At 67.9% G+C, this 23,111-nt stretch carries 17 protein-coding genes, 3 pseudogenes and 1 riboswitch; of the genes and pseudogenes, 8 read left to right on the forward strand and 12 right to left on the reverse strand.

Annotation, left to right across the window (positions count from 1 at the left end; genetic code table 11):
• Positions 1-36 precede the first annotated feature (36 nt).
• Positions 37-6,459, reverse strand: coding sequence for a non-ribosomal peptide synthetase (locus IEY73_RS06150; RefSeq protein WP_189078085.1), 6,423 nt, complete (start codon positions 6,457-6,459; stop codon positions 37-39).
• A complete protein-coding gene (locus IEY73_RS06155) occupies positions 6,456-6,665 on the reverse strand; it encodes a phosphopantetheine-binding protein (RefSeq protein WP_189078086.1) in 210 nt (69 codons plus the stop codon). Before IEY73_RS06155 ends, IEY73_RS06150 begins: the two co-directional genes overlap by 4 nt.
• Positions 6,666-7,075: 410 nt before the next feature.
• Here IEY73_RS06155 and IEY73_RS06160 point away from each other — a divergent pair, with 410 nt between their 5' ends.
• Both IEY73_RS06160 and IEY73_RS06165 read left to right on the forward strand, forming a co-directional pair.
• The gene (locus IEY73_RS06160) at positions 7,076-7,747 is read left to right on the forward strand and encodes a DUF2306 domain-containing protein (RefSeq protein ID WP_229715591.1); all 672 of its coding nucleotides are present in this window, start codon (positions 7,076-7,078) and stop codon (positions 7,745-7,747) included.
• A gap of 108 nt (positions 7,748-7,855) precedes the next feature.
• Positions 7,856-8,533 (forward strand): TetR/AcrR family transcriptional regulator, encoded by a 678-nt coding sequence (locus tag IEY73_RS06165; RefSeq protein WP_189078088.1) that lies wholly within the window; start codon positions 7,856-7,858, stop codon positions 8,531-8,533.
• Between the two features lie 95 nt (positions 8,534-8,628).
• Here IEY73_RS06165 and IEY73_RS06170 read toward each other — a convergent pair whose 3' ends face one another.
• Positions 8,629-9,840, reverse strand: a complete 1,212-nt coding sequence (locus IEY73_RS06170) for an LLM class flavin-dependent oxidoreductase (RefSeq protein ID WP_229715593.1) — start codon at positions 9,838-9,840, stop codon at positions 8,629-8,631.
• 50 nt (positions 9,841-9,890) lie between these two features.
• Between IEY73_RS06170 and IEY73_RS06175 the strand changes: the two genes are divergently transcribed.
• Entirely contained in the window at positions 9,891-11,237 is a 1,347-nt protein-coding gene (locus IEY73_RS06175; protein WP_189078089.1) for a DUF3500 domain-containing protein, read from the forward strand.
• Here IEY73_RS06175 and IEY73_RS06180 read toward each other — a convergent pair.
• Positions 11,207-11,506, reverse strand: a complete 300-nt coding sequence (locus IEY73_RS06180) for a hypothetical protein (protein ID WP_189078090.1) — start codon at positions 11,504-11,506, stop codon at positions 11,207-11,209. The genes IEY73_RS06175 and IEY73_RS06180 overlap by 31 nt on opposite strands.
• Before the next feature lie 296 nt (positions 11,507-11,802).
• Here IEY73_RS06180 and IEY73_RS06185 point away from each other — a divergent pair, with 296 nt between their 5' ends.
• The gene (locus tag IEY73_RS06185; protein WP_189078091.1) at positions 11,803-12,567 is read left to right on the forward strand and encodes a class I SAM-dependent methyltransferase; all 765 of its coding nucleotides are present in this window, start codon (positions 11,803-11,805) and stop codon (positions 12,565-12,567) included.
• A gap of 90 nt (positions 12,568-12,657) precedes the next feature.
• On the opposite strand, the pseudogene IEY73_RS06190 reads toward IEY73_RS06185, so the two are convergent.
• Positions 12,658-13,065 (reverse strand): annotated as a pseudogene (locus IEY73_RS06190) (IS21 family transposase); the annotation flags it as partial.
• Between the two features lie 234 nt (positions 13,066-13,299).
• On the opposite strand from IEY73_RS06190, the pseudogene IEY73_RS06195 reads away from it, so the two are divergent.
• Positions 13,300-13,633, forward strand: a pseudogene (locus IEY73_RS06195) (transposase); the annotation flags it as partial.
• A 646-nt stretch (positions 13,634-14,279) separates the two neighbouring features.
• Here IEY73_RS06195 and IEY73_RS06200 read toward each other — a convergent pair.
• The 6 genes and pseudogenes from IEY73_RS06200 to IEY73_RS06225 all read right to left on the reverse strand — a co-directional run bounded on the left by IEY73_RS06200 (position 14,280) and on the right by IEY73_RS06225 (position 20,987).
• Positions 14,280-15,809 (reverse strand): MutS-related protein, encoded by a 1,530-nt coding sequence (locus tag IEY73_RS06200; RefSeq protein ID WP_189078092.1) that lies wholly within the window; start codon positions 15,807-15,809, stop codon positions 14,280-14,282.
• On the reverse strand, positions 15,806-17,347 hold the full coding sequence (locus IEY73_RS06205; RefSeq protein WP_189078093.1) for a MutS-related protein: 1,542 nt from the start codon (positions 17,345-17,347) through the stop codon (positions 15,806-15,808). The genes IEY73_RS06200 and IEY73_RS06205 overlap by 4 nt, the downstream gene beginning before the upstream one ends.
• A complete protein-coding gene (locus tag IEY73_RS34350; RefSeq protein ID WP_229715595.1) occupies positions 17,344-17,886 on the reverse strand; it encodes an NUDIX hydrolase in 543 nt (180 codons plus the stop codon). Before IEY73_RS34350 ends, IEY73_RS06205 begins: the two co-directional genes overlap by 4 nt.
• A 78-nt stretch (positions 17,887-17,964) precedes the next feature.
• A riboswitch (Fluoride riboswitch) is annotated at positions 17,965-18,025 on the reverse strand.
• A 251-nt stretch (positions 18,026-18,276) separates the two neighbouring features.
• A complete protein-coding gene (locus tag IEY73_RS06215; protein WP_189078095.1) occupies positions 18,277-18,735 on the reverse strand; it encodes a hypothetical protein in 459 nt (152 codons plus the stop codon).
• Entirely contained in the window at positions 18,732-19,607 is an 876-nt protein-coding gene (locus IEY73_RS06220) for a DUF58 domain-containing protein (protein ID WP_189078096.1), read from the reverse strand. Before IEY73_RS06220 ends, IEY73_RS06215 begins: the two co-directional genes overlap by 4 nt.
• A gap of 376 nt (positions 19,608-19,983) precedes the next feature.
• Positions 19,984-20,987: pseudogene (locus IEY73_RS06225) on the reverse strand (AAA family ATPase).
• Between the two features lie 138 nt (positions 20,988-21,125).
• Here IEY73_RS06225 and IEY73_RS06230 point away from each other — a divergent pair.
• The 3 genes from IEY73_RS06230 to IEY73_RS06240 all read left to right on the forward strand — a co-directional run bounded on the left by IEY73_RS06230 (position 21,126) and on the right by IEY73_RS06240 (position 22,603).
• Positions 21,126-21,407 (forward strand): hypothetical protein, encoded by a 282-nt coding sequence (locus tag IEY73_RS06230; RefSeq protein WP_189078097.1) that lies wholly within the window; start codon positions 21,126-21,128, stop codon positions 21,405-21,407.
• Positions 21,408-21,707: 300 nt separating this feature from the next.
• On the forward strand, positions 21,708-22,178 hold the full coding sequence (locus IEY73_RS06235; RefSeq protein WP_229715596.1) for a DUF4352 domain-containing protein: 471 nt from the start codon (positions 21,708-21,710) through the stop codon (positions 22,176-22,178).
• On the forward strand, positions 22,175-22,603 hold the full coding sequence (locus IEY73_RS06240; RefSeq protein WP_189078098.1) for a hypothetical protein: 429 nt from the start codon (positions 22,175-22,177) through the stop codon (positions 22,601-22,603). The genes IEY73_RS06235 and IEY73_RS06240 overlap by 4 nt, the downstream gene beginning before the upstream one ends.
• Before the next feature lie 86 nt (positions 22,604-22,689).
• Here IEY73_RS06240 and IEY73_RS06245 read toward each other — a convergent pair whose 3' ends face one another.
• Positions 22,690-22,878, reverse strand: a complete 189-nt coding sequence (locus tag IEY73_RS06245) for a hypothetical protein (RefSeq protein ID WP_189078099.1) — start codon at positions 22,876-22,878, stop codon at positions 22,690-22,692.
• Between the last annotated feature and the right edge of the window lie 233 nt (positions 22,879-23,111).

Consider the following 23,111-nt stretch of genomic DNA (forward strand, 5'->3'; position numbering starts at 1 on the left):
GCTGAAGCAGGCCGGCTCGTTCGAACGCTGAGGCGCTCAGAGGCCTTGGCCGGGCAGTCTGGCGAGATCGTCCGGCGAGAGCAGTCCGAAGGCGGCGAGGGAGACCTGCTGCGCCACGGCTGGGGTGGTGGCTTTCCGTCCGGTTGCGGCGGGGGAAGCCAGCCAGGCGGCCAGTGATTCGACCGTGGAATGGGTGAACAGTTCGGTCAACGGGAAGTCGAGACCGTGTTCGCGGGCAAGCCCGACGAGCCGCACCGCGTGCATAGAGTCTCCGCCCAACGCGAAGAAGTTGTCGGTGACGCCGATCTGATCGAGACCCAGCACGCCCTGCCAGAGGCCCACCAGCCGGCGTTCGATATCCGTGCGCGGCGGGAGGTGTTCGATGCCGGCGGAACCGTGACGTCCGGGTGCCGGCAGGGAGCGCCGGTCCAGCTTGCCGTTCGGGCCGAGCGGCAGCGCGTCGAGCACCACGAAGGCGTTGGGCAGCATGTGCTCGGGCAGTGTCCGGCCGAGCGCCGTGCGCAGAGTCGCCGGATCAGGAGAGCCGCCTTCCACGGCGGTGAGGTAGGCGACGATCCGGCGGTCGCCCGGCTCGTCCTCGCGCACCACGACCACGGCGTGCCCGACGTCGGGGTGGCCGGCGAGGGCTGCCTCGATCTCGCCCAGCTCGATCCGGAAGCCGCGAACCTTGACCTGGTCATCGATGCGGCCGAGATAGTCCAGCGTGCCGTCGGGCCGCCAGCGGGCCAGATCGCCGGTCCGGTAGAGACGGCCGCCGTGGACGGCGAACGGGTCGGGGACGAATCTGTCGGCGGTCATTTCCGGTTGGCCGCCGTACGCCCTGGCCAGCTGGACCCCACCGACATGGAGTTCGCCGGGCACCCCGACCGGAGTGGGTGTCATCTGGCCGTCCAGCACGTAGACCTGGGTGTTGGCGATCGGGGCGCCGATCGGCACGCCGGCTTCGGCCCAGTCCGGTCGGCTGGACCAGCGGGTCACGTCGACGGAAGTCTCGGTCGGGCCGTACAAATTCTCCAGCTTGGCCGCGAGCATGCCGTGGAACGTGCGTGCCAGTTCCGCGGGGAGCGCCTCTCCGCTGCACACCACGAGCCGCAACGACGTGCATCGCGCCGCCGGTGCGGCCGACAGGAAGAGCTTCAGCATGGGTGGCACGAAGTGGCAGACCGTGACGTGCTCCCTGCGGATGAGCTCCGCCAGGTACTCGGGATCGCGGTGGCCGCCGGGTTCGGCCAGGATCATTCGTGCACCGGTGATCAGCGGCCAGAAGAGCTCCCACACCGACACATCGAAGCTGGTCGGCGTCTTTTGGAGGACCGCGTCCGCCGTGTCGAGCCGGAAAGCCTCCTGCATCCAGAGCAACCGGTTGACGATTCCCCGATGCGGCACCTGAACGCCCTTCGGCCGTCCCGTCGAGCCGGAGGTATATATCATGTACGCTAGGTGCTCCGGGCCGACCAGCGGATCCGGAGGCTGCTCGGGGCGGCCGGCCGCGGTGTCGGGCCGGACCGCGACGACGGTGACGCCGACCGTGGCGGCCAGTCCGTTCGCCGGTGTCCCCGGCCGGGTGAGCAGGACTCGGGCTTGCGAGTCGCGAAGCATGAATTCCAGTCGTTCTCGCGGATAGCCTGGGTCCAGGGGCAGATAGGCCCCGCCTGCCTTGAGAATCGCCAGGAGCGCGACCACCATGTCGACCGACCGCTCCATGTGGATGGCAACCACGACATCCGGGCCGACACCGAGCTCTCGCAGTTCCCAGGCCAGATGGTTGGCCCGCAGATGCAGGCCGGCCCCGTCGAGCTGGTCGTTGCCGCAGCGCACGGCGACACTGGTGGCACCGCTCCGCGGAGGCTTCTTCAGGAGTGAGGTCAGCGTCCACTCCGTCGGATACGCGGCGTGCGTGGCGTTCCACTCGTGCACCACCCGGGCGCGCTCGTCCGCGCCGAGCAGGTCCACGCTGGCGACGCTGGTCAACGGGTCGGCGGTCACGGCGACCAGCATGTTGGTGAAGTGCCCGGCAATCCGGTCGATGGTCGTGGGATCAAAGAGCTCGGTGTCGTAGTCGAGCCACCCGATGATCTCCGCGCCGGTGTCCGTCATCTTCAGGTTGAGGTCGAACTGGACGTTCGCTTCGGAGATCTCGACCTTTTTGCTGATCATTCCTGGCGCCTCGAACGTCGCAGGCCGGATGTTTTGCAGGGCGAAGAGCACCTGGACCAGAGGGCTGCGCGATAGGTCGCGGTGGGGCACCAGCTCGGCGACGAGTCTGCCGAAGGGCACTCGCTGGTGGGCAAAGGCCTGCAGTGCGCTGTCGGTGGTGCGCGTGATCAGATCGGCGAATCGCGGGTCACCGGTCAGGTCGAGAGGAATCGGTACGGTGTTGAGGAAACAGCCGACCATGTCCTCGAACTCAGCCCGGTCCCGGTTGGCGACCGGGCTTGCGATCAGCAGCCGTGTCTGGCCGGTGTGACGGGAGAGAACGGCGCCGAATGCCGACAGCAGTGTCATGAATGGGGTGCTGTCCGCGCCCCGCGAGAGCGAACGCACCTTCGCCGCCAGACTGGACCCGATCACCAGTCGGTGTCGCGCGCCCCGGTGTGCCTGGATCGCGGGCCGCGGGTGGTCCGTGGGCAGGTCCACGACGGTCGGTATGCCTTCCAGCCGTCGTGACCACCAGGAAAGCAGATCTGCCAGGGGTTGCCCTTCCGCTGCGGCCCGCTGCCACCGCGCCACGTCGGAAAACTGCAGACCGGCGCCGAGATCGGCCAGTTCGCCGTCCAGTAGTGCCCGGTATGCGTGGGACAGATGGTCCAGCAGCACCGCGAAGGACCAGCCGTCGAAAGCGATGTGATGGATTGTCAGGACAAACAAGTGTTCCTCGTCGGAGACGCGGATCAGCAATGCTCGCAGGGGCGGGCCGACGGCGAGGTCGAAGGGCCGCCTGGTCTCTCGCATCGCCTCCTGGATCGCGGCGTCGCCGTGGTCACGCGTTTCGGCCCGGCGCAGGGCCACGCGGAGATCCGCAATCACCTGTTGTGCCGGAGCATCCCCGACCCGCACGAATCGGCTCCGCAGCACCGCATGTCGGCGCACCACGGCCTCCAACGCCTTCTGCAGGGCGTTCGGATCCAGCCGACCGCACAGGCGCAAGACCAGGGGCATGTTGTACGCGGCGTCGCCCGGCCGAAGCTGGTCCTCCAGCCACAGTTGTTCCTGCATCCAGGACAACGGTGCCGACTCGAACCGGTTCGTCCGCGGGACCGGCTTATCGGGTGCTGAGGCGGCCGTCCGCTCGATCAGCCTGGCGAGGGCACCCACGGTGGGATGGTCGAACAACTCGCGCAGCGAGAGGTGGACCTGCAGCGACCGGCGGATGCGTACCAGGACCTGGTTCAGCAGCAGGGAATGCCCGCCGAGGGCGAAGAAGTTGTCCCGGGAACCGATGCGCTTGCGGCCCAGCACCTCTTGCCACACAGCCGCCAGCGTCTCCTCGATGCCGGCTGCCGGCGCGCGGTAGTCCTCGGGGTCGGTCGCGGATTCCTGGCGGCCCCGTTCGCGGAGGGCCTTCCGGTCGATCTTCTGGTTGACGGTCAGTGGAAACGCATCCAGGATCACGTAGGCGGCGGGAATCTTGTAGTCGGCCACTTGCTCGGCGAGAGCCGCCCGCAGCCGGTTGAGCTTGAAGCGATCTCCTCCAGTCACCAGATAGCACACCAGTCGGTGGCCTCCCAGCGCCTGGGTTTGCGCCATGACCGCGACCTGTTTGACGCCCGGATGCCTGGCCACGGCGGCCTCGATCTCCGCCGGCTCGACCCGGAAACCACGCACCTTCACCTGACGATCGGCGCGGCCGAGACAGTCCAGCAGACCGTCCGGCCGCAGCCGGGCGAGGTCACCCGTGCGGTAGATCCGGTCCGTGCCCCGGACGGAGAAGGGATCTGCGGTGAAGCCGCCCTGGTCTGCCGGATCCGCATACCGCGCCAGGTGCGGACTGCGCACGACCAGCTCGCCGATTTCGCCGATCGCCGCCGGACGATCTCCGGCCAGAACCAACAACTGAACCTCGTCGACACCAGCACCGAGCGGCACCGGGCCGACGCCGGTTCGGACCGTCTCGCCACTACGCCGCGCTACGTGCACGGAGATGGCCTGGGGTGTCTCCGTCGTGCCGTACATGTTCAGCAGGTCGGCCCCGGGGGCGAGCGCCGCCCAGTCTCGCACGGTCCGCCACACAAGCGTGTCACCGCCGAAGCCGACCAGCCTCAAGGTGGGCCACTGCGAAATGCCGGCGGTCACGGCGACATCGGCGAGCGTATCGGCGAGCGCCGGTGTCAGATGAGTGATGGTGATTTCCTGGCGGCGCAGCCACTCGGTCAGGGCCGCAGCGTCGCGGACATCAGCCTCGGGGAAGACGGCCGTGGCTCCGGCCCAGATCGGCGCGAGCACATCGCGCAGGAATGGGTCATGGCCGAGTCCTGACAGCACCGCGAAACGGTCGCCGGGGCCTATCGTAAAGGTGCGGGTGTACCAGTCGAGGAAGTGGACGACGGGGCCGTGGGTGCCGAGGATCTGCCGGGGCGACCCCGTGCTGCCGGAGGTGAAGCCGACGTACATGAGGTCCGACGCCGACCAGAGGCCGTGGCCGTTCAGTGGTGGACCGTCGTCCTCCATCGTGACCACTGGGCCGGTCATCGTCAGTCCGGTCAGCCGGCCGGGCACCGGCTCGATCCATGCCTTCGGCCGCACCTGATCGGCGCGTGCGGCCAGTTCGGCCGCGGGCAGGCCGGTGTCGAAGACAGCGAACGCCGCACCGGCACGCGATGTCGCGAGTATGGCGACCACGGTGGAGGGGTCACGAACACCCTGGACCGCCACCACGTCGTCGGCGCCAACGCCCAGGTCGGCGAGTCGGCGCGCCAAGCGCTCAACATGTTCCGCCAGCTCACGATAGGTCCATCTGCCGGACCGGCCGGCCAGCGCAGTACGGTCCGGGTGATCCTTCGCGTGCTGGCGAAGTCGTTCCAGCACGGAGCACGGAGCGGTGGCGGTGAGTTCGATCAGGGGGTTGGGAGTGAGGGAGACAGCCCGCCCGGTAGCCAGATCGAATTGCGCGACACGCCGATCAGCGGTCACCACCGCCTGACGAAGCACCGCCGCGACCTGCTCCAGGAGGTCGTCGATCCGGTCCGCCGCGTACCGGCTCGCGTCGTAGACAGCTTCCAGGACCAACCGGGTGTCCTGCGTCGACACGTAGAGCGTCACATCGAACTTGCTATCCGTTTCGGGCATCGGCAAATGCTGCGTCGTGCAGCCGTGCAGTTTGAGCTCGGCGACCGGCGGGAGCACATTGAAGAAAACCTGAAAGAGCGGGTTCCGGACCAGGCGGCGCTCCGGTGCCTGGTCTTTGACCAGCGATTGGAAGGGCAGTCGCTGGTGTGCGAAGGCGTCGAGCGCGCTGCTGCGGACCCGGCCGAGCAGCGTAGCGAAGGACGGGTCGCCGTGAAGGTCGAGCCGCAGGGCAAGCGTGTTGAGATAGCAGCCCACTGCTTGTTGATCCGCGACGCGGCGGGTCGACACCGGGGTTCCGACCAGAAAGGACCGCTGGCCGCTCTGACGCGACAGAACCACGCCGAACGCCGACAACAACGTCATGAAGGCAGTGGCCTCGTGCTGTCGGCCCAGGTCGCGTATGTCAGCGCTGAGTTGCGGATCGAGGAGCATTCGCCGCTGCCCGCTGGGGTTTCCCGGCTCCCCCGCCCCCTGCTGATCGGTCGGCAGTTCCAACACGCTCGACGCGTCGGCAAGGTAGCCGCGCCACCAGTCCAGCAGTCCGTCGAGGGCCTCCGGCCTGAGTTCCTCCCGCTCCGCGTCAACGACATCGCCGAACTGCCGTGTTGGTTCACTCATCGTCGGTGCGGCGCCGGAGACCGCGGCGTGGTACACCGTGGAGAGCTCGGTCAGAAAGGGGCCGAAAGACGACGCGTCGAAACACAGGTGGTGCACCGTGACCACCAGCAGGTGTTCCCGGTCACCGGTACGGAGGACGGCCACCCGCAGCAGAGGTCCTCGGCGAAGGTCGAACGGCAGCCGGATTTCACGTCGACAGGCACGGTCGCCGGCCGCTTCCGGGTCCGGCGACGTCCGCAGATCCTGTTCGGTCACCGGCACTCGCGTCTCGGGCCGCACCACCTGCCGGGGCATCCCGTCGAGGTCGGTGAAGACGGTGCGCAGCGCATCGTGCCGGGCGACCACCGTGTCCACTGCGTGCTGCAGGGCGCCGGGGTCGAGCGGTCCGGACACACGCACCACCATCGGCACGTGATACGCGTCGTGGTCGGGGCGGAGTTGTTCCTCGAACCAGATCCGCTCCTGAGTGAAGGACAGCGGGAGCGGCCCGGCGGCGGCGGTGCCCCCGACTGCGGCCACGTTCGTACCGGTCATGCGGTCCTTCCCGGGTTCACGAGTGCGGTGGTCAGCGTTCGGGAAAGCCCGCCGGGCGTGGAGTTCAGGACGGTCACCAGGTCCAGCTCCACCTTCCATTGCTCGTAGATCCGGGCGATGAGCACCACGGCGTGGAACGAGTCGCCGCCGTGGCCGATGAATGTTCCGTCGTCCGGGACGTCGACGCCGAGCAACTCCGAGATCATGGCGCGGACCTCTGCGAGATCGACTTGATCGACTGGCTTGCACGCAGGATCCGGAAGGACATCCATGAACCAGCTCCAGGGGATGAGTGTCGACTGTGGAGTCATTTGCACCGCGCGTCGCGGCAGGCAGGACGCCCGTCGGCGGGATTGACAATCCCGGATCGGACGCCACAAACTCACACTGTACAGATTGCGGCGCGGAGTTCAACGCCTCGACGCCATCAACCTTCGTCAACGGCGCCAGTGGCCACGCCTCGCGATCGGTGCGGCGCCAGAGCCGAACGCGACCGTTCCGAGCACTGCCTAACCGGGAAGTGAGCCCCGCCATGACCGTTGCCACGTCGAACCCGCCGGCCACTGCCACACGACGCCGCAGGAGCGGCCGCGTCAGATGGACCGCGGTTACTCTGTTGTCGGTCGCCATCACCGGCTACTTCGTCGGGCAGTACGCGACCGGCAGCCTGGCCGCCCTGGGCGAGCAAGGGGTCGGTTTGGCCGCCACCTACGCCGACCGGCCGGTGCCGGTGCAGGCCGCCTTCTACGCCCACATCACGTTCGCCGGATTGGCGCTGGTCGCAGGTCCCTTCCAGTTCGCCACGATGATCCGCCGCCGGTGGCCGGTGGTGCACCGCTGGATCGGCCGGACCTATCTGGCGTCGATCGCACTGGGCGCACCGGCGGCGCTGGTGATGTCCTTCTTCAGCTCGGCGGCCGTCGCAGGCTTCTTCGGGTTCGGCACCCTCGCACTGCTGTGGGCATGGACCTCGTACCGGGGCTATCGTGCGATCCGCAACGGCGACATCGCCAGTCACCAGGCCTGGATGATCCGCAGTTTCGCGCTCACCTTCGCGGCACCCACACTGCGGCTCTGGCTGGGCGTCCTCATGGGTGCCCAGCTCAGCCTCCACCTCGCCCCGGCTGCCGACGCCTTCACCAACGCGTACGCGGTGGTGCCGTTCCTGTGCTGGTTGCCGAACATCGTGGTCGCGGAGATGATGATCCGCCGCCGCGACCTGCCCGGTCTGCGATTCTCGTCGTCACCGGCGGCCCGCTCGGCCGCAGCCGGCGCAGCGGGCATCTGACGATCCTCTGCACGCTGATGTCCGCGGGCAATCCGCGCCGTCGCCGGCCGGCGTCGCGCCGCAACATGCTGCGGGCGCAGCGGATCAGCGCCGTGCCAGGATGTGCACATGGCCGGACGGAGGACGCTCAGACGCTCGAACTACCACCATGGCGACCTGCGCGCGGCGCTCATCGCGGCGGGGATCGTCCGAGCCCGAGCCGGCGGCCCGCAGGCGATCGTCCTGCGGGAGGTGACGCGGATCGTCGGGGTCGCGCCCAACTCCGCGTACGCCCACTTCGCCACATTGGCCGAGTTGAAGTGGGCAGTCGCCGATGAGGCACTCCGTGAGATGGCCGCAGCCATGGCAGCCCATCTGGACACGGTAGCCTCCGACGAGCCGAGCGACCCGGTCGCGGGAGCGCAGACCCATCTGCGGGAGGTCGGTCGCGCCTACGTGTACTACGCCATCGCCGAGCCGGGCCTCTTCCGCACCGCCATGGGAGGCAAGCCCTCGGCGACGCCTCTTCCCGGAGAGCCCGGCAACGGCCCGGAGGACGACGGCCGGCTCGTGCCTGACGCGTTGCTGCTGCGCAGCCTCGCCCGGCTCACCGACGTCGGTTACCTCGACCCGACCGACCAGGCGCAGGCGGTGGTTGCCTGTTGGGCCATCGTGCACGGCCTTGCCCTGATGCTGCTCGACCTGCTCCCACCGATGTCCGCCGACGAGCAGAACGAAAAAATCGACGCCGCCCTCGACGTCCTGGTCACCGGCCTCGCCTCGCCCCTCAACAGACGCGGTCGGTGAGCAAGGCCGGCTCGGGTGCCGCCGACGTTTTCGTCGAGTCACCCACCGGTCAGTTCCTCGCCGGCGGTGTCCTGGGCACCGACGTCACGAGCGTGTCAACGCCCACGGAGGGGCACCGCCGCGGCGGGAGTCCAGCCAATGGCCGGGGCGATGTGCTTCGTGATCGCCTCAAGGATGCGGGCGTTGTAGGCGACGCCCAACTGGTTGGGCACCGTGAAGAGGACCGTGTCGGCCGCGCGTACCGCCTCGTCGCGGGCCAGTTCCTCGGCGATCTGATCAGGCTCTCCGGCGTACGTTCGGCCGAACCGCGACCGGACCCCTTCGAGCAGGCCGATCTGGTCCTCCTGCGCGCTGTCGCCGAAATAGAGGCGGTCGATGTCCTCGGTGATCGGTAGCACGCTGCGGGAGACCGACACCAGCGGTTCGCGGTCGTGGCCGTGGTCTCGCCACGCCTTACGGAACGACTCGATCTGCTCGGCCTGCAATTGGTCGAACGGTACGCCGGTGTCCTCGCTGAGCAGCGTCGAGCTTTGCAGGTTGACGCCGATGCCCGCCGCCCACTGAGCCGTGGCCCGGGTGCCCGCGCCCCACCAGATCCGGTCGCGCAGGCCGGGCGACTGCGGCTGGATGGCCAGTCCGCCGCTGATGCCTGTGCGTGCTGGGTCGGTGCGGGCGACGGCCGCACCATCGATCGCGGCCAGGAACAGCTCGGTTTTGGTTCGGGCCGCGTCGGCGGCCGTCTCGCCCTCGGCCGGCACATAGCCGAACGCCTCGGCACCGCGCAGTACGGTCTCCGGCGATCCCCGGCTGACGCCGAGCTGCAGCCGGCCGCCGCTGATGAGATCGGCCGCCGCCGCTTCCTCGGCCATATAGAGCGGGTTCTCGTAGCGCATGTCGATCACGCCGGTACCGATCTCGATCCGCGAGGTGCGGGCTCCGATCGCCGACAGCAGCGGGAACGGCGACGCGAGCTGGCGTTCGAAATGGTGCACGCGCACGAACGCGCCGTCCACGCCCAGCTCTTCGGCGGCCTCAGCCAGCTCGATCGTCTGCAATAGGGCATCGGCCGCACTGCGTGTCTGTGAGGCGTTGACGTTGCGCCAGTGCCCGAACGAGAGGAACCCGATCTTCTTCTTCACGCCCAGCTCAACCGTCGTCCGCCACCGTGGATTCCCGTACGGCGTGGCCGGACGGATTGATTCTTGCCGAGTACCAGCAACGCGACGGCTATGTCGAAGCTCCAGCCCGTCTATGGCCCGGGAGCCGGATTTCATAGCGGATCCACAGGATATTGATCGCCGTCTCATAGATCTTCTTCTTATCGTCGCCCGGCAGAGATACCGATCGAAGGAGTCAAATGTCCGATACGGTGCGAGACGCCTCGCCTTCCAACGGGCCAGCCGGCATCAATGATCCTGCCCTGCTTGAGCGCCGGGCATTCATGAAGCGGTTGATGATCGGTTCCGGCGCGGCGGCCTTCGCCGCGATGGGTGCCGCGACGCTGTCTACCGGGATGGCCTGGGCCGCTGACCCCAGCCCGTCGGCGAGCGCCAGCACACCGCCCAGCGGTGGACCGCCGCCGGGCGGAGGTCCCGCGAACCAGAGTGTCACTGACGACTTCTTCGGTCTGACTGCCGACGGGTACCGTATCGACGATCTGTTCGCCGTCCACTCGACCGGGGTGAGCACTGCGGAGGTCGTCGCAGCGGCCACCGCGTTCCTGGCGGCCTTGGACGACACGCAGAAGGCAGCCGCGCAGTTTGACCTGCGCTCGATCGAGTGGCGACAGTGGAGCAACGTCGACAGCTACGTCCGTAACGGCGTGCAGCTCGGCGAGATGACCGCCGCGCAGAAGCAAGCCGGGCTGGCCCTGGTCCGCTCGGCGCTCAGCGCCCGCGGGATCACACTGACCGACACCATCCGGCGGATCAACGGCGTCGCCGGCCGGTTGATCGGCTCGACGGTCACGTTCAACGAGGACTACTACTTCTTCACCGTCATGGGAAACCCATCGGCAACCGAGCCATGGGGTTTCCAGTTCGAGGGTCACCATTTGGTCCTCAACTACTTCGTCCTCGGTGACCAGGTCGTCACGACCCCCTCATTCCTCGGCTCCGAACCAACCACCGTGACCGACGACCAGACCGGTGCCGAGCTCAGCGTATTCGGTGACTTCTTCGACCTGGCCGTCACCACCATCAACGCCTTAACCCCGGCGCACGCTGCCACTGCCATCCTGACGAGCGACAAGACCGGCGATGACAATGTCGCCGAAGCCTTCAAAGACAACGTCGAAGTCTCGTACGCCGGAGTACGCGCCGACGGATTCTCCACCGCAGAGAAACGCGCACTGCTGGCCCTGATCGCTCATTTCCTCTCGGTCCACGACACCGGTCACGCCGCGGTCAAACTCGCCGAGGTCACCCGCCACATCGACGACACCTATTTCGCCTGGAAGGGAGCCACGACCGACGACGCTGTGTTCTGGCTCCGCGTTCAGAGCCCGGTCATCTACATCGAGTTCGACTGCGAAACGCCCGGCCCGCTCGGCAGCATCTATGGCGCCGGCGGACCCGGAGGCGGTTCGAAAGGCACGCCCAGCCGCCAACATGTGCACTGCGTCATCCGCACCCCGAACGGCAACGACTACGGCAAAGAACTCCTGCACATGCATTACGCGACCGCGCCGCACCACCGACACTGATCCACGCTCGCCCGCGGCCGTGGCCCAGCCTGCTTCACCGGCACACCCACGCCGAGAAATGGGAATGCACGTGACATGATCGAGTGACGATCCGGCGTGTGCCCCGCTTTCCAGTCGATAACCACCTTGTCCGCGCGGATCTTCGCCTTCGAAATGTCGACGAGCTCTTCCACCTTCGGCAGGAACGCATCGATCAGCTTCGGCCGCGGCGCCGTCCGAACCCGCAGCGACTCCAAGATTTCCATGATCTCCCTGTCAGACTTGGTCATGGTCTCTCCGGTCGGGTCGGTTGCAAGGTCAGCAACCAGCAGCCAACCGGCCGGAGAGATCCACATTCACGTGCCCGAGACGGAGATCACCTGACCGTCCAGCAGGATTTCTGCTGTCCGCGAGCAGGGACTCAACTGTCCGCCAACAAGGATTTTTCAGCGTCCGCTAGCATCCCCATTCCAGTGATCTCTAGCCTTGAGATTCCGATCGAGCCCAACGAGTACCCCGACAGCCGATGCGAGGGCTCGCGCCGAAACTGGTTGCCTCAACGAGTCCGATTCGGCAGATTCTCCGGATGGATGAGACAACGCTCGCCAACCGCCTCGCCTGGGACACGGCCTACGAAGCACAGCTACCGGCTTACAACGAGATGTTGGCTGAGGGCGCGACGGGCGCCACACTCTTCGCCAGCGAACGCGTACTACTCACCGACATCCTGACAACTCGACCTACGGTCGTCCATCCGCAAAGCGGCAACGGACAGGACGACATCGCCCTGATCCAAGCCGGAGCTCGGCAGGTGATCGGCATCGACTACAGCGGGACGGCAGTGCGTATCGCGCAGCGCCGCGCCAACGAACTCGGCGCAGCCTGCCACTACGTGATCGCTACCGTTCCTGGAGTGCCTCTGTCCGACGGCTGCGCTGATCTCGTCTACACCGGTAAGGGCGCTCTGATCTGGATGCCCGACATCGATGCGTGGGCGACCGAGATGGTCCGACTGGTGCGACCCGGCGGCCACCTGTTCCTCCACGAAGGCCACCCCGCCACCGAGTTGTGGACCTGGGACCTCGATAAGCCGCGAGTCCGCCCGGACCGCAGCTACTTCGGCCGCTCCTTCGTCTGCGACGACAACAGCTTTCCGGCCAACGGGGCCGTCATGTGGCAATGGACGCTCGGCCAAGCCGTCACCGCAATCGTCCGGGCCGGCTTCGCGATCAAATGCCTCGAGGAGTACGCCGAACCGTTCTGGCGCATGGGCGGCATCGACGCTGCGGCCTTCCAAGGTCGTCTTCCTAACTCGTTCGCCCTGCTAGCGAGCCGTCCCAACGCGGCGTAGGTAGAGCCTGGATCAAGGCAACGTCCTCACCATGAGCAGGCTCAGTGACGATCTCACGCTACGAAAATCTTGCCAGAGCCGCTCTTAGCCGTACGCCGACACCTGCACGATCTCCAGGTTGCGGACCGCGACGTCGGCGACATGCTCGACCGTGGTCCTTCTCGTTGTCGGTCAGCACCTAGGCGGGCACCCCGCCGAGTCGGCGCTCGGTCGCGTCCAGGCAGGCCACGATCGTCGGCAGAGTCTTGTCGAACACCGGGATAACCACCCGGAACCGCGACCAGGCCAGCCATATGCACCACAACGACCTCCGCCGGCCCCCGATGCGCGGACCCTCACCCCAGTCGAACTGCATCCACAAGCCCGGCTCCGGAATCCACGGACGGAACACCCACCGGCGATCGGCCTGCCACGCCTGCCTCACCGCGGCGATCGACGCGTCGTGCGCTCTCCGCCCGCGAAGCCCATCGCAGTGATCCGCCGATGCACCACATCCGCTCAGACCCGGCCTCCCGAACGAGCGGAACGTGGGGTCCGTAACGCGAACGGCTCTGGCTCACTTTCGGTGGTGACGGGGACTGAGTCGAAAATGAACCCTTACTGGGCTGTACAAACAAATAACGGCGGATCTCGGTCTTGAGGAGATGCGCCATCATGACGACCGAACCGATCGTCGAGCAGGACCCTGTGACCGGGCTGGACAGCTCAGCCACCGATGAGCAGTTGATCGCGATGCTGGCCGACCGGGCCCGCGGCGACGGGCTGAAGCTGACTGGCGAGGGCGGGCTGCTGCAGAAGCTGACCAAGCGGGTCCTCGAGTCCGCGCTCGAGGGCGAGATCACCGATCACGTCGGGCTATGACAAGCACGACGTGCAGGGTCGGGGCAGCGGGAACTCCCGCAACGGCCATCGGGCCAAGACGGTGATCACGGACGTCGGTCCAGTCGAGGTGCGGGTTCCCCGGGATGTGGCCGGCACGTTCGAGCCGCAGATCGTGCGTAAACGCCAGCGCTGGCTGACCGGGGTCGACGACCTGGTCCTGTCGCTGTCGGCTCGTGGCCTGACCGGTCTGCACCTGGTGGGCGCGGCGACCTCGCCGGCAGTCACCGGGATGACCGCCTCACCGTTTAGCTGCGCCAGCCGCACGGTGACGGTCACGTTGGCCGGCGCGTTGCCGCCAGGTGGGGCCACTCGCCTCGCCGTGGACGGGAGCACGGTTTCCGGGGCCCGGCACTCCGGGATGTGATCTTCAAGCGATCGATCCGGCCATGTGCACGGTGGCGGAGCCTCAAGGTCGGGGCTGGCTGTTCGCGGTGACCCACGTCGACCTGCCGAGTGACCCGGATTCGACGTTCTGCTCCCTGGCCGATCCGGCGGCGTGCCCGACCGGGGTGCACGACAAGCGGCGCGCGCCTGACGAGGTCGACCCGGTCGGGCACAACGTCGACGCCGCGCTGGGCGGCAGCACCGCCTACAACCTGCAAGCCCACGGCCGCGTGGCCCACGGCTCAGCCGTACCGGCCGGTTGTAACTGCTGCGCCGGGGCCGGGGCCGGCGGAGACCGTACCCGCCGGCCTCTGCGGTTTAGACACGGTCGCGGCCGACACCAGCACCGACAACGACGCCGATCTGCGGTTAGCCCTGCCGTGACCGCCACGTCCTCACCAGTCCCGGCCGCGGAGGGCCTCTTCAGGCAGTGCGGTGGCTGCCGGTCACGGGGCCGCCGGTTGCTTGGCGCGCTCGTCGGCGCCGAAGATGTCGTGATAGAGGTCGGCGCCGTAACTGGTCGGCAGCGGTTCACCCGCAACAACCTTGAACGTGCGCCGACCGTCGGGCCGGCGTTCCGCCCGCAGGAACACTGCATGCTCCGGGGAGGCGCTCTGCATCTGGTGGGCCAGGTCGTACAGGTGGGTCACCGTGACGACGCTGACGTGTCGTTCGGTGAGCGCTTGGATGATCTGCCGGTTGATCTCGGATCCTTCCCGCTCGTTGGTGGCGGCGAAGGATTCATTGAACAGCACCAGGGCGTGCCCGCGCAGGTGGTCGGCGATGCCCGCCATGCGGGCCATCTCCTCGTCGAGTTTCCCGCTGTCCATGCCGGCGTCTTCTTCCCGCTTGAAGTGGGTGAAGATCCCGGAACGGATCCCTGCAGTGAGGCTGGTGGCGCCGACCGGCATGCCGCATTGCATCATCACCTGGGCCAGGCCGATCGCGCGCAGCAGCGTGGATTTGCCGCCCTGGTTGGCACCGGTGACCACAATCAGGCGGGTGTCGGCGGCGGTGAGGTCGTTAAGCACGACCTGCTGCTGCGGTGCCCGCAACGCCAGGCACACGTCGTACAGGCCCGAGGCGGCGATCCCGTCCCGCTCAGCGGCCTGCGGCTCGGGGCGGCACAGCGGGGCGTGGAGCCGGTCGAGGCGTTGCTGCAGCCGCAGGCAGCCCAGGTAGAAGGCGAGTTCGGTGCGCAGCATGGTGAAGAACGCCAGAATGTGCTCGGTCGACTGCGCGAGGGCGTTAGCGACCAAGTTGACGCCGCGGTCGCGTAGCTCGCCGAGGGCGCGGGCGCCGGCTTCGTCGCGGTCGGGGATGCGGTAGGTGTAGGTCTCGGGAACGTCGGCGGTCAGCTTCTGCCACCAGCTCGGCCGGTTGACCGCCCGGCGCAGCACGTAGTCGATGCCGCGGCCGCCGCGCCCGAGCAGGGCGCTGATCAGCACCCCGTCGCGGAACTGCAGCTGCTTGACGTGCTCGTCGAGACCGGTCAGGTAGTCGTCGTCCAGTTCCTCGGCGATCATCGCGAAGAAGCGGGTGAAGCCGGCCGACTGGAACTCGGCGCCGTGGGTGTCGGCGATGGCCCGTAGCCGGCGTAGCATGCCGGCGAACATCTGCAGCACCTCGACCGAACGGTGCAGGACCAGGTCGGGGCTGGAGTGCAGGAACCCGAACCCGAAGTAGCTCTTCTTCTCACCCTTGATCGCGTCCACGGTCAAGGTGTACAGGTCGCTGATTACCTGGGGATGGGCGGCGCAGTCGGCCAGCACGTCCTGCCGGTAGCGGATCTCCTCGACGTCGCTCAGGCCGACGGGAACGACCCGGCGGACGACCTCGGCCAGGAAGTCGTCGCCACCGCTCATCGCCTCATACAGGGTGTCCAGGTGCAGGTCCTGGACGAGGTCGTCGGTGCCGAACGGCAGCGGCTGTTCCGGGTCGAGGTCGCGGTCGGCGAGCAGCAGGAACGTTTTCATGCGATCCGCTCCTTGAGCGTGTCGTAGGTCAGCCCGTACTTCTGGGCGATGCTCAGCGCGTACGACAGCCCGTTGGCGTCGCGGCGCACGACGTTGAAGGTGCGCTTTGCCGCGTCGTGCTCGTCGACGGTGGAGACCATGCTGACCGTCGCCTCACCCATGCGCGACAGTTCCTCGACGAACGTGACGTACACGCCGAGGCAACCGAGCTCGAGGAGCCGGTCCATGATCCGCTCGCCGAGGAACAGCGCGTCCTCAAGCGTGGTGGAGGTGAAGATCTCGTTCATGATCACCACGCTGTCGCCGGTGGCGTGTTCCAGGATGCGGTGCACGCGGATCAGGTCGTCTTCGAGTTTGCCGTGCAGGTCGGTGGCGACTTCCTGGCGTTCGAAGTGCGTGTAGAGGCCGTCGGGCAGGAACAGCTCGGCGCGGGCGCCGGGTACGGGGCAGCCGAGCCGGGCCAAATAGTGCAGCTGGCCGAACATCCGCGCGTAGGTGGTCTTGCCGCCCTGGTTCGGGCCGGAGATGACCAGGATCCGTTCGTCGCCGTCCAGGTCGACGTCGTTGCAGACCACCGGCCGGTCGTTCTGGGTGAGTTTGTCGGCCAGGGCCACGTCGAACGCCTGCCGGACCCGGGTTTGTTTGCTGGCGGTGGAGACCACGGGAAGGCAAGACTTCAGGCCGTGGGTGCCGAGCAGCCCGACGTAGTCGATCCAGGCCAGGTAGAACTGGACCTCGCGGTCGAAATCGGTGATGACCGGGTCGAGGAAGCCGCCGTGGCGGGAGACGAACGCGGCGACTGCGTCGAAGATGTCGGGGTGCAGGTTCGCCACGTATTGCAGCACGGTCGCTTCGACGCGGTTGAGGTCGGCCAAGTCTTGGAAGCTGGCGCGGTAGTCCTTGACCTCGCCCTGCCGGAACCGGGCGAAGGTGTCGGTGACTTCCCGGCTGTAGTCGGGTTCGTCGGCGTAGCGGCCGACCCGGATCCGGTCGCCGCGGATGTCGATCGTGTACCGGATGGTGGTCAGCTGCTCGCGTAGCCGGCCCGCTTCGGTGGCGCGGTCGCTGAACTCGGGGCCGGCGGCATACGACTGCAGGAAGGCGTGCAGGCCCTTCAGCCCGTGTGAGCGCAGCTTGAGCTCGCCCAGGGCGTCGGTCAGGCCGGTGACCGCCTGGGAGTACAGGTGGATCGCGTCGAGGAACCACAGCTGCTTCTGCCGCTGGTAGTACAGCGCCTTCACCTGCTCCAGATGCCGGCGCACCGCCCGCATTTGTTTCGCGAACTCGGTCACCGCGCCGCGCACGTCCGGCTGCTGCAATTCCCGGAGCACGTCGTGCCGGTAGCCGACGGTGCGCTCGTGGACCGGGGTGTAGAAGTAAGGGGCAAGGTTGTAGGTTTCGCGGCCACGGGTCACCGCCGCGACGACTTGGTCGAGGTTGAGGTCGCCGAAGACATCGGGCTCGTGCCGGGCGTCGATGCCGGCGCGGTCGGCCGGGTCGTCGAACAAGATGCTGGCGAACCCGGCGGCCGTGGTCACTGCGCGGTCCCGACCGTGGCGGTGCCGCTGACCTGGGTGTCCGCAGTCAGTAGTTGCGGCTCGGCGGCCGTTCGTGACCCCAGTGACGGGCTGGGGCGCCATACGTTGCCTAGGTAGACGGTGGCGCCGTGGGTGGGGGTGAACGCGAGTTTGCGCAGGTGCCCGGCGATCGGTGGGCGCATCGGCAACCGGCCGATGTCCGCCAGATCTACAAACGAGGGCGTGAGGCCGGGTTCGCAGGGCTGCGGCTGGGCGTGCGGGTCGGCGGCTTCGGCCTGGAAGACGATCTCGATCAGGTGCTGGCCGTAGTCGAGGTTGGTGGTTTCCAGCAGAAACGCCACGGACAGCACGTTGACGGACAGGCCGGTTTCTTCGCGGACTTCGCGGATGGCGCAGGCTGCGGTGCCTTCGCCGAATCCGGGGGTGCCGCCGGGCAGTACCCAGTCGCCGGCGTCGCGTTGCAGCAGCAGAATCGTGTCGCCGCGCAGCACCACGGCCGAGCAGCGCAGGTGCACTTTGTGGGACTGTTTGTCGTTCATCGCGTGACTCCCGGTCGACAGCGAGACCGGCAGCAGCGGCAGGCCTCGACACCAAACAGCCCGGACCGGCTGGTCCGAACCGTGGTAGAGGCCATCAGCGCGAGGGCGGTTGACGGCGAGCCTCATCGCCTGCACCCGCCAGGGCGGGCACAACGTCAACGGTAACGCGCTGATGGCAGGTGCGCATCTGGTTCCGCGGCCGACGTGGCCGGCGACGACGAGGGCCGGGACGCCGGTTACGGCCGTCTGCTGGGCAGGGCGGCATGGATGATGACGGCAGGTTCTCCCGGAGCCGGACAGCAATCTCCTCGATGGCTGTCGCGGCGGTGATGACTGGGCCTGCGGTGGCCAGTTGCCGGGGCGTTGCCCGTGTCCTCCGTGGGGTCGTGCTCATGAGTGATGGCCGTGGTTCTCGGTGTGGTGCAGGGGGTGCACCGCAACGATCGCGGTGGCGGAGACCGCGGCGAGCCCGGCCACTACAGCGGGCGCCGGTAGGTGCAGTGCCGTTGCTGCGACGGTGATCGCGATCGCAGTGATAGCGGCCAGCGCGGGCGCCCAGGTGCGTGGCCGGATGAACGGGCCGTCGGCGATGAGCAGGTAGGCGGTCAGCAGTACGGCGAGCACAACGGTCGGTCCGGTCGTCAGCCGCGGCGAGGGCGGCAGTTGATCAGCGGTCAGGCCGGCAATGGCGCTGGCAGCGGAGGGGGTGGCACAGCCCGTCCAGCGGGTGGCCGCCACGGCGAACACCACGCTGAGTGCCGCGAGCCCGCCGGTGACCGGTCGGCCGGTGGTGACCAGGATCGCGGCGATCGCGGTGCCAATCGCCAGCCCTGGTAGCCGGGCGATCATGGTCGCCTTCGTTGCCAGGCGCGGGCAACATCGCTGATCGTCAGTTGCAGGGCGGTGTCGCCGGTCCAGACTTGCACCGGCATGCCGAGGCGGACCAGGTCGGCGTGGGTGGCGGCGCGGTCGAGCTGCCAGAGCCGCTCGGCAAGGTCATCACCGTGGGGTGTGGCGTGCCGTCGCCGGGCGAAGGCGATCGAACCGGCAGAGCGATTCGGGCGGGGATGGCCGAGTACGTCGATGATGCTGGTGTGCAGCCGCCGCCGGGCGAGGTTGTGCAACACGGGCATGATCCGCTCGTCGGCGAGCGGGGTCAGGACGATGACCTGCGCGTCTGGTGGGAGCATCTGGCCCGGTAGCCGGCTCGGGTCGGGGTTGACGACGCTGATCTGCGCGGCCCGGGTGGACAAGATCAGGTCGGCGATGCGGTACAGGTGTATGCGGCCGGTCGCGGGGGTCAGCCACTGCAACAGCCCACCGACCGCGATGACGCCGACGCGGTCACGGTGCGCCAGCGCGGTACCGACCAGAGTGGTGGCGGCGCGCACGGATACATCTAAAGTCGACTGCTGCGGTGTGCCGGCGATGTCGCCGAACACGTCGATCGCGATGATAAGGTCAGCTGCCAGGTCGGCGGCGCGGACGGTGACCATGGTGCGCCGCTGCCGGGAGCTGGCCGCCCAGTGCACATCCCGCAGCTGATCCCCTATCTGGTACGGGCGGATGGCGGTGAATTCGATCCCCGAACCGCCCTGGCGGCTCGGGTGTTCGCCGACGCGGCTGAGCACCGTGTTCGTCGCCGGCGTGCCGGCGAGACGTTCCGGCCGCGGCAGCACGGTCGGCGCAGCAATCGGCATAACAGCGGTCGCGTGAAACATCTGCCAATCGTCCGTGCAGTCGACGTGCATCTGCGGACACCGCCGTCGGCGGCGGGAACCGGGGTGACGGTGACGCTGGGTGCGGCGACCAATCGAGCATCCGTGCTCGCCGCGAGTGCGGCCGCGCGGACGGTGACGGTGACGGTGACGGGATCGCCTTCGACGCAGCGGCGGGTGTCGAGGTCCGCGGTGACCGTAACGGTGGCCGGGCGGCCGATGTGGGTTCCGGCGGCCAGTACCGCCAAAGGGCCGGCGGCCAGCACGAGTAGAGCCGGTCGGCCGGTGAGCACGGCCGCGATCAGCGCGAGGACCGCGACAGTGCTTAGCCGCCGCGCGCGAGGCGACGGCTGCCACGTCAGGGCCAGTGTCCGAGTGGTCATGATCGCAGCGCCCCATGCTGGCGGCGGCTCTCGGGTTGGGATGTGGTGCTGGGGCCGCCGGGTACGGCGGTCTCGGCCAGAATGTCGGTGACTAGCTGAGCGGCGCTGATGTCGCGGACCCACGTCTCCGGGGTCAGGGTGAGCCGGTGGGCCAGCACGCTGACGGCGTGGGTTTTGACGTCGTCGGGTAGCACGTAGTCGCGTCCTTCGAGCAGCGCGTGGGCTTTGGCGACTGCGAGCAGGTCGAGTCCGGCCCGCGGGGAGGCTCCGACGGTGATGCGGGGGTGCTGGCGGGTAGCGGTGAGCAGGTCGACGATGTAAGTCAATATGCGGCGGTCGGCCTCGACCGCGGCCGCGGCGGTTTGGAGTTCCGCCACGCTGTTGGCGTCTGCCACCGCGGTGAGCGCGTCGGGTGCGGGCCGGCCGGGGCTGCGGTGCCGGTGCAGCAAGGTGACCTCGTCGTCGGCGGGGAGGTAGCCGATCGTTCTCCGAAGCGTGAACCGGTCGAGTTGCGCTTCGGGTAGCGGGTAGGTGCCGTCAAATCGATCGGGTTGTCGGTGGCCAGCACGATGAACGGTTGCGGCAGTCGGTGGGTGTGCCCGTCGGCGGTGACGTGGTGTTCGGCCATGGCTTCCAGCAGCGCCGACTGGGTTTTCGGGGTGGCCCGGTTGATTTCGTCGGCCAGCAGCATCTGGGTGAACACCGGGCCGGCCCGAAACCGCAGGTCGCTGCTGGCGGGGTCGAGGTAGACGGCACCGGTGATGTCGGCGGGCATCAGGTCCGGGGTGAACTGGATCCGGGTGAACGACAGGCCGAGGACGGCGGCCAACGATTTCGCGATCAGCGTCTTGCCGAGGCCGGGGTGGTCCTCGATGAGGATGTGCCCGCCGGCGAGCACACCGAGCAGCATGGTTCGCACGGCGTCGCGTTTAGCGACCACGACCCGGTCGGTCTCGTCGAGGATGGCCGTGGCCAGGGCGGCTGCGGTGGCAGGGGTCATCGATTGAGCTCCTCGATCGCGGTGATCAGCGCGGCCAACGTGGCGCGGTCGACTCCGGGCCCGTCGTCGTCGCGGGGCGCCCGGGCGGGGTCGAGCAGAACCACCCGGGGCGCAACACAGGTCGCTGAGAACAGGTGCGTGGTGGCGGTGCCGCAACTGTGTCTGGCCGCCGCGTACAGCGAAGCCCCCGACCCGGACCGGGTTGATGTTTTGGCCGCTCACGAGCAGGTGTGGATTGTGCCTGCGCCGTCGTGGCGGGAGTTGGGGACGGCGCAGGCGTTGTTCGGGTCGGCGGATGTGGCTTCGGCGGCGAGGGCGGCGACGGCGTTTCAAGTGTTGCTGCTGACGAGGGAACCGGCCTGGTATGCGGCGTTGGCGAATCCGGGCCTGGTGGTGCGGATTTTGGGCTTGGACGAGTGATCCGCCGGGCGTAGCCGTTCGGACACTCCCGGCGACATTTGGTGCTAGTTGCGGCGTGTTCACCCCGTTTAGTGGCGGTTTGGTCGGTGAGAATGTCAGCCGCGGCCAGGGGAGGAACGGACTGGGCCCTGTCCGCGTTCCCAGTCCACACCCGGTCCGCTGGAGAACATTCCAATTCTCCCGAGTGCCCCGCCCGGCACCTACCCGCCCCCGCCGCAGGCTCGGAAGAAGAAGTGGCCGTGGATCGTCGGCGGCATCTTCCTTGCGTTCCTGCTGCTGTGCGGTGGCATCGCCGCGGTCGTGGGGATCGGCAGCAAGGCCGCCGTGGACGCCATCGACGAGGCCGACGCCAACAACTCCGGGAAGAACGCCGTCGCCGGGAAGCTGAACATCCCGGCCACGGACGGCAAGTTCCAGTTCACCGTCACCGGCATGGAGTGCGGCCAGAAGCAGGTGGGTGGCGAGTTCGGGCAGAAGGCCCAGGGCGAGTTCTGCATGGTGCACGTGCAGGTCAAGAACGTGGGCAAGTCGGCGGAGCTGTTCAACGACTCGTCGCAGAAGGCGTACGACGCGGACGGCACCGAGTTCTCGGTGGACTCCGGGGCGGCAATCTACGCCAACGGTGACTCGTCCACGTTCCTTGAGGACATCAACCCCGGTAACACGGTGAAGGGCGAGTTGGTGTTCGACGTGCCGGCCGGGACGGAGCTGGTGTCGGTGGTGTTGCACGAGAGCATGTTCACGGCGGGTGTGAAGGTCCCCCTGGCGTGAGGCGGCTGCTCGCGACGGTGGTGGCGGCTGCCATCGCCCTGTCCGGGTGTTCCGGGGAGGCCGCCGCCGACCTGGACGCCCGGCCGCAGGTCAGCCCGTCGGTTGCATCGGAGGTGCCGGAGGCGGAGTGTTCGGCGGTGACCCGCGCCTACGAGTCGTGGCGATCACGGACCGTGTCGCGGACCGGTGACAGCTATGCGGGGATCGTCCGGTTCCACTTGGACGCGGTCCCGGACCAGTCGGACGCTTTCGCCGATGACGTGTCCGGGTTTCCGGATCAGGAGTCGCGGGATTTGGCGGCGGCGGTCGCCCAGCACAATCTGGCGCTGGCGACGATCGGTGTGGATTTGGCCGTCGACGGCGCGCCGGGTGACACGTCGGTGGCCGATGCGGACGCTGCCCGCGGCGTACACCCGGTTCCGTAAGCGGGTGTGCGCAGGCTGGACGCCCTGACCGGCAGACACAGCAGCGCCCCCACCGAGAACGGTGGGGGGCGTTTGTGCGTCCTCGATCAGTCGGCGAGGTACCCGCCGGTCGTGATCACGTCGGCGACGACCACCGTCACGTTGTCCGGGCCGCCCCGCTCGAGAGCCGCAGCCACCAGCCCTTCCGCGGCCTGCTCGAGGGCGGCACGGCCCAAACCGTCCCGGATGGCGGCCTCGGGCACATATGAACTCAGCCCATCGGTGTCAGCGCTCACGGAATTCGGTTCTGGCGATGATCTTGTGGTCGACTTCGTCATGCACTGAACCGAAACTGCTAGTAGTCGCTATGAGGTCGCGCCGAGACGATACGGTCCCGGAGATCATGCGACTCCAGTGAGCCCTTTTCATCGTGACGGTGCAGGTCACGGTAGGGGCGGACCACCGGAGTCGACATAGGACGAGGCTCCCGGTAAGACAGCAGTCGACCAAGATCAGATGCCCCAACCGG

The sequence above is a fragment of the Mangrovihabitans endophyticus genome (assembly GCF_014646155.1).
GTDB lineage: Bacteria > Actinomycetota > Actinomycetes > Mycobacteriales > Micromonosporaceae > Actinoplanes > Actinoplanes endophyticus.

Coding starts and splice junctions, on each gene's coding strand:
- IEY73_RS06150 (WP_189078085.1), bottom strand. CDS start 6,459: ATGACCGGTACGAACGTGGCCGCAGTCGGGGGCACCGCCGCCGCCGGG.
- IEY73_RS06155 (WP_189078086.1), bottom strand. CDS start 6,665: ATGATCTCGGAGTTGCTCGGCGTCGACGTCCCGGACGACGGAACATTC.
- IEY73_RS06165 (WP_189078088.1), top strand. CDS start 7,856: ATGGCCGGACGGAGGACGCTCAGACGCTCGAACTACCACCATGGCGAC.
- IEY73_RS06170 (WP_229715593.1), bottom strand. CDS start 9,840: ATGAGACGGCGATCAATATCCTGTGGATCCGCTATGAAATCCGGCTCC.
- IEY73_RS06175 (WP_189078089.1), top strand. CDS start 9,891: ATGTCCGATACGGTGCGAGACGCCTCGCCTTCCAACGGGCCAGCCGGC.
- IEY73_RS06180 (WP_189078090.1), bottom strand. CDS start 11,506: ATGACCAAGTCTGACAGGGAGATCATGGAAATCTTGGAGTCGCTGCGG.
- IEY73_RS06185 (WP_189078091.1), top strand. CDS start 11,803: ATGGATGAGACAACGCTCGCCAACCGCCTCGCCTGGGACACGGCCTAC.
- IEY73_RS06200 (WP_189078092.1), bottom strand. CDS start 15,809: ATGAAAACGTTCCTGCTGCTCGCCGACCGCGACCTCGACCCGGAACAG.
- IEY73_RS34350 (WP_229715595.1), bottom strand. CDS start 17,886: ATGAACGACAAACAGTCCCACAAAGTGCACCTGCGCTGCTCGGCCGTG.
- IEY73_RS06215 (WP_189078095.1), bottom strand. CDS start 18,735: ATGATCGCCCGGCTACCAGGGCTGGCGATTGGCACCGCGATCGCCGCG.
- IEY73_RS06220 (WP_189078096.1), bottom strand. CDS start 19,607: ATGTTTCACGCGACCGCTGTTATGCCGATTGCTGCGCCGACCGTGCTG.